Origin of the sequence: Mesorhizobium sp. M7A.F.Ca.US.005.03.2.1 (genome assembly GCF_003997795.1) — a bacterium.
GTDB classification, from domain to species: Bacteria; Pseudomonadota; Alphaproteobacteria; order Rhizobiales; family Rhizobiaceae; genus Mesorhizobium; species Mesorhizobium ciceri.
The window spans coordinates 1-5,188 of the sequence record NZ_RZRP01000442.1; the positions used below are offsets into that span (position 1 = coordinate 1).

At 64.5% G+C, this 5,188-nt stretch carries 5 protein-coding genes and 2 pseudogenes; all 7 read left to right on the forward strand.

The genetic code is table 11. The features are described 5' to 3' along the window. Positions 1-223: pseudogene (locus EN991_RS22405) on the forward strand (2,4-dichlorophenol 6-monooxygenase); the annotation flags it as partial. A 10-nt stretch (positions 224-233) separates the two neighbouring features. Continuing rightward, complete coding sequence (locus EN991_RS22410) at positions 234-1,124, forward strand: intradiol ring-cleavage dioxygenase (RefSeq protein WP_013533090.1); 891 nt, start codon at positions 234-236, stop codon at positions 1,122-1,124. Beyond that, complete coding sequence (locus EN991_RS22415) at positions 1,124-1,942, forward strand: SDR family NAD(P)-dependent oxidoreductase (RefSeq protein ID WP_013533089.1); 819 nt, start codon at positions 1,124-1,126, stop codon at positions 1,940-1,942. Before EN991_RS22410 ends, EN991_RS22415 begins: the two co-directional genes overlap by 1 nt. A 63-nt stretch (positions 1,943-2,005) precedes the next feature. Then, positions 2,006-3,313 carry an ABC transporter substrate-binding protein gene (locus EN991_RS22420; RefSeq protein WP_127365425.1) on the forward strand — a complete coding sequence of 436 codons (1,308 nt, stop codon included), beginning with the start codon at positions 2,006-2,008 and terminating at the stop codon, positions 3,311-3,313. Between the two features lie 25 nt (positions 3,314-3,338). Continuing rightward, entirely contained in the window at positions 3,339-4,067 is a 729-nt protein-coding gene (locus EN991_RS22425) for an ABC transporter ATP-binding protein (protein ID WP_127369574.1), read from the forward strand. Further along, positions 4,064-4,792: an ABC transporter ATP-binding protein gene (locus tag EN991_RS22430; protein WP_013533086.1), complete on the forward strand. Its 729-nt coding sequence runs from the start codon at positions 4,064-4,066 to the stop codon at positions 4,790-4,792. The genes EN991_RS22425 and EN991_RS22430 overlap by 4 nt, the downstream gene beginning before the upstream one ends. Further along, a pseudogene (locus EN991_RS22435) lies at positions 4,779-5,188 on the forward strand (branched-chain amino acid ABC transporter permease); the annotation flags it as partial. The gene EN991_RS22430 and the pseudogene EN991_RS22435, both read left to right, overlap by 14 nt.

The following is a 5,188-nucleotide window of genomic DNA, read 5'->3' on the forward strand; positions in this document are numbered from 1 at the left end:
ATCGTGCGGCGCGGAGCTCGGTCTGCCGATCCGCAGCCATGTGATCGGCCCGCGCCGCACGATCGAGGATCATACCGGCGACTGGGCCGGCGCGCGGGAGATCCGCGACACCGGCTGCCTGGTCGTCCGTCCCGACCACCACGTCGCCTGGCGTTCCGAAACGCTCGCGGCCGATCCGGCGGCCGAACTGCGCCGGGTCTTCAAATCCGTTCTGGCGCGCTGAGGAGGATCGCATGATCGACGAACACGAATCCGGCTATTTCACCGAGGCGAACTCGGCCGAGGTCGTCGTGGCGCGCAACAGGAACGCCAAAGACGAGCGGCTCAAAGAGGTGATGGAGGTCATCACCCGAAAGCTGCACGAGGCGGTGAAGGAGATCGAGCCGACGCAGGAGGAATGGTTCGGCGCGATCATGTTCCTGACGCAGACGGGCCAGATCTGCAACGAATGGCGGCAGGAGTACATCCTGCTGTCGGATGTTCTCGGCGTCTCGATGCTGGTCGATGCGATCAACAACCGCAAGCCGTCGGGTGCCTCGGAATCCACGGTGCTGGGGCCTTTCCACGTCGCCGACGCGCCCGAATTGCCAATGGGATCGAACATCTGCCTCGACCAGAAGGGCGAGCCGATGTTCGTGCATGGCCGCATCCTCAATACCGAGGGTAACCCGATCGCAGGCGCCAAGATCGACGTCTGGCAGGCCAATGACGAGGGTTTCTACGACGTGCAGCAGAAGGGCATCCAGCCCGACTTCAATCTGCGCGGGGTGTTCCGCACCGGTGCGGACGGACGTTACTGGTTCCGCGGCGTGAAGCCCAAATACTACCCGATCCCGGATGACGGTCCGGTCGGCAAGCTGCTGGGCGCGCTAGGCCGCCACCCCAATCGTCCGGCGCATCTCCACTACATTGTCGAGGCCGAGGGCTTCGACGCGCTGACCACGCACATCTTCGATCCGGACGATCCGTACATCGATTCAGATGCCGTCTTCGGCGTGAAGAAAAGCCTGCTCGCCGAATTCCGCAAGGTCGAGGACGCCGAAGCCGCGGCCAGGGTCGAGGTCGCGGCGCCGTTCTACGACGTAGAGTTCGATTTCGTGCTGTCGCGCAAGGGAGGAAACTGATGGCCGCACTTGAGAAGATGTTCGATGTCAGAGGCAAGTCGGTGATCGTCACCGGCGGCGCCAGCGGCATCGGGCAGGCCTATTCCGAGATCATGGCCGAGCACGGGGCGAAGGTCTGCATCTTCGACCTGAACCCTGCCGGGCTGGAGAAGACCGTGGCGGCGATCAGGGCGGCGGGTGGCGATGTCTGGGGCCAGGTCGTCGATGTCGGCGACCGTGCGGCCATGGCGGCCGCCTTCGACAAGGTGGCCGAGAAGGCCGGCTCGATCGACGTCGTGTTCGCCAATGCCGGGATCGACGCCGGGCCGGGCTTCAACACCCCGACGGGCGAAAGGAACCCCGAGGGCGCCATCGAGAACCTGCCCGACGAGCACTGGGACAAGGTGATCGAGATAAACCTGACCTCGGTCTACACCACGATCAAGCATGCCGTGCGGCACATGAAGCCGAATGGCGGCGGCCAGATCATCGTCACGTCGTCCATCGCCTCGCTGATCAACGAGAGCATCGTGGGTACACCCTACATGCCCGCCAAGGCCGCGGTGAACCATCTCGTTCGCCACATGGCGATGGAGCTCGGCGCCTACAACATCCGCATCAACGCAATCCTGCCCGGGCCGTTCATCACCAACATCGCCGGCGGCCGGCTGCGCAATCCGGCGGACCGCAAGGCCTTCGAGGCCCAGTCGCTCATCGGCCGGATCGGTGACCCTGAAGAGATCAAGGGCCTGGCGCTTTATCTTGCGTCGCCGGCCGCGTCCTACGTGACGGGCTCGCTGATCGTCATCGATGGCGGCTCGCTGCTGAGGATGACCTGAACAAGCTTTGAACTGAGACCGGTCCCGTGGGCCGGAGAAACTTAACCCAGGGAGGAACCGACAATGACCTACTACAACAAACTGGTGAAATCGGGCTTGCGGCCCAGCCGCCGAAGCGTCCTGAAGGGGATTGGAGCCGGCGTTGCCGCCAGCACGCTGGGCATGCCGACCTATCTGCGCGCCGCGACGGCGGGGAAGATCAAGCTCGGCTATCTCAGCCCCACGACCGGGCCGCTCGCCCTGTTTGGTGAAACGGATGGCTACACCTTGCAGAAAATCCGCGCACTGCTCGGCGGCCAGCTGCAATGTGCCGACGGCAATACTTACGAGATCGAGATACTCGATCGCGACAGCCAGTCCAATCCGAACAAGGCATCGGAAATCGCCGGCAACCTCATCCTGAACGACGAGGTGCATCTGCTCGTACCGGCCTCGACCACCGACACAATCCTGCCCGCGGCCGAGCAGGCCGAGCTTTATGAGACCCCCTGCATTTCCTCCGGCGCTCCCTGGCAAGCGGTGATCATGCCGCGCGGCGGCGGCAAGCAGACCTTCGACTGGACCTATCATTTCTTCTGGGGCCTCGACGAGGCGCTGAACACCTTCGTCGGACTCTGGAACCATCTGGAGACCAACAAGAAGGTCGGCATGCTGTTTCCGCAGAACATCGACGGCGAGACCTGGGGCAACGACGAATATGGCTTGCCAGCGCCGACCCGCAAGGCCGGCTACGAGGTCGTGGTGCCCGGCTATTTCCAGCCCCGCACCAATGATTTTTCCGCACAGATCGCCGAGTTCAAGAAGCAGGGCTGCGAGATCATCGGCGGCATTACCTATCCGGACGATCTGAAGACCTTCGTCACCCAGTGCAACCAGCAGGGCTTCAAGCCGAAGGCGGTCACGGTGGCGGCGGCACTCCTGTTCCCGGGGGGTGTCGAGGCCATGGGTCCTCTAGGCAACGGCATGTCCTCGGAGGTCTGGTGGACACCGGCCTTCCCGTTCAAGTCGTCGCTGACCGGGCAGGTCAGCAGCGACATCGCCAGCCAATGGGAAGTCGATTCGAAGCGGCAGTGGACGCAGCCGCTGGGCTATTCGCATGCCTTGCTCGAGGTCGCGCTCGACATCCTGAAGCGCTCTTCCAATCCGCTCGATCGTACAGCCAACCGAGACGCCCTGGTCGCTACCGATCTGCAGACGCTGGTCGGTCATATCAAGTTCGACGGCTCGCCCCACAAGAACATCTGCAAGACGCCGATCTTCGGCGGCCAGTGGGTGAAGGGCGAGAAATGGCCCTATGACCTGAAGATCGTCGACAACACGGTCAATCAGCTCTTCGCGCCGCAGCAGGCTATTCAGCCGATCGCCTGGTGACATGAGCGGGGACGCGGGCAGAGTCATGCGTAGGGAAATCCTGCTGAAAGCGCACGGGGTGTCGAAGTCCTTCGGCGCTGTCCGCGTCCTGCATGACGTGACTTTCGACGTGCATCGGGGCGAGGTGCTGGGCATCCTCGGCCCGAATGGGGCGGGCAAAACGACGCTGTTCAACGTGATCAGCGGCGACTTGAAGACGTCCGGCGGCGAGATACAGCTCGGCGACACGGCACTCCGCGGCGAGCCGCCCTTCCGCCGCTGCCAGATGGGGATCGGGCGGACCTATCAGATCCCGCGTCCCTATTCCGGCATGACCACCTTCGAAAACCTGCTGGTCGCCGCCGCTTTCGGCGGCGGCCGGTCCGAGAAGCAGAGCTATGCTTTCTGCGCCCAGGTCCTGCGCGAGTGCGAACTCTCCGACAAGGCCAATGTCTCGGCCGGCGCTCTCACTCTGCTCGACCGCAAGCGGCTGGAGCTGGCGCGCGCGCTGGCGTCGGATCCGAAGCTGCTGCTGCTGGACGAGATCGCGGGCGGGCTGACCGACGATGAATCGAAGGCGCTGGTGGCGCTGGTGCGCCGCATCCGCGACCGCGGCATCACCATCGTGTGGATCGAGCATGTGCTGAACGCGCTGCTGGCGGTGGCCGACCGGCTGTTGGTGCTGAATTTCGGCGAGAAGATCGCCGAAGGCGTGCCCGCCGACGTGATCGCGCTGCCCGAGGTCCAGCGCGTCTACATGGGGATCGAGGGATGACGGCCGTTCTTTCCACCCACGGGCTGTTGGCCCGCTATGGCGACTTCCAGGCGCTCTACGGCGTCGACATCGAGCTGCACCAGGGTGAGGCCGTGGCCTTGATCGGCGCCAACGGGGCCGGAAAATCCACCCTCCTGCGTTCGATCATGGGCCTGCTTCCGGTCGGGCGCGAGATGGTGCTGCTGCACGGTGAGCCGGTCGGCGGCACCGCCACCGACCGCATGGTGCAGAAGGGCGTCGCCATCGTGCCGGAGGGCCGCCGCCTCTTCACCGGCATGTCGGTCGAGGACAATCTGCGCGTCGCCATCGACCAGGCCGCGCGCATGGGCGCCAAGGGCGGATGGACGCTGCCGCGTCTGCACCAGCTGTTCCCGATCCTCAAGGAGAAGGCTCGCACCCAGGTGCAAAGCCTCTCGGGCGGGCAGCAGCAGATGGTGGCGATCGGCCGCGCGCTGCTCTGCCAGCCGCGCGTGCTGCTCTGCGATGAGATCAGCCTTGGTCTCGCGCCCAAGGTGATCCGCGAAATCTATGCCGCCTTGCCCGAAATCCGCGCCACCGGAACGGCGATGATCGTGGTCGAGCAGGATGTCGGCCTCGCCCGGACCGCCACGGACCGCCTCTACTGCATGCTGGAGGGCCGCGTGACCCTGACCGGCAGGTCCGCCGAAATCACGCGCGAGCAGATCGGCAAAGCCTATTTTGGAGCGGGCCATGGAGTGGTTTGACGCCTTGGTGCAGGGGGTCCTGCTGGGCGGCATGTATGCCCAGTATGCACTCGGCATGGCGCTGATGTTCGGCGTCATGCGGATCGTCAACATCAGCCATGGCGATCTGGTGATCCTTTTGTCGCTGATCGGCATCTCGATCGCCACGGCTTGGGGTCTGGGACCGCTGCCGGTGCTGATCGTGCTGGTGCCGCTCGCGGTGCTGATGGGCTGGGTGCTGCAGAAGGCCGTGCTGAACCGCGTGGTGGGCAGCGATCCGCTGCCCTCGCTGATCGCGACCTTCGGACTGTCGATCGCGCTGCAGAACCTGATGCTCCAGATATGGTCCGCGAACAGCCGATCGCTGCCCGGCCATGGGATCGAGAGCCAGTCCATCGAGATCGGCGGCATCTATGT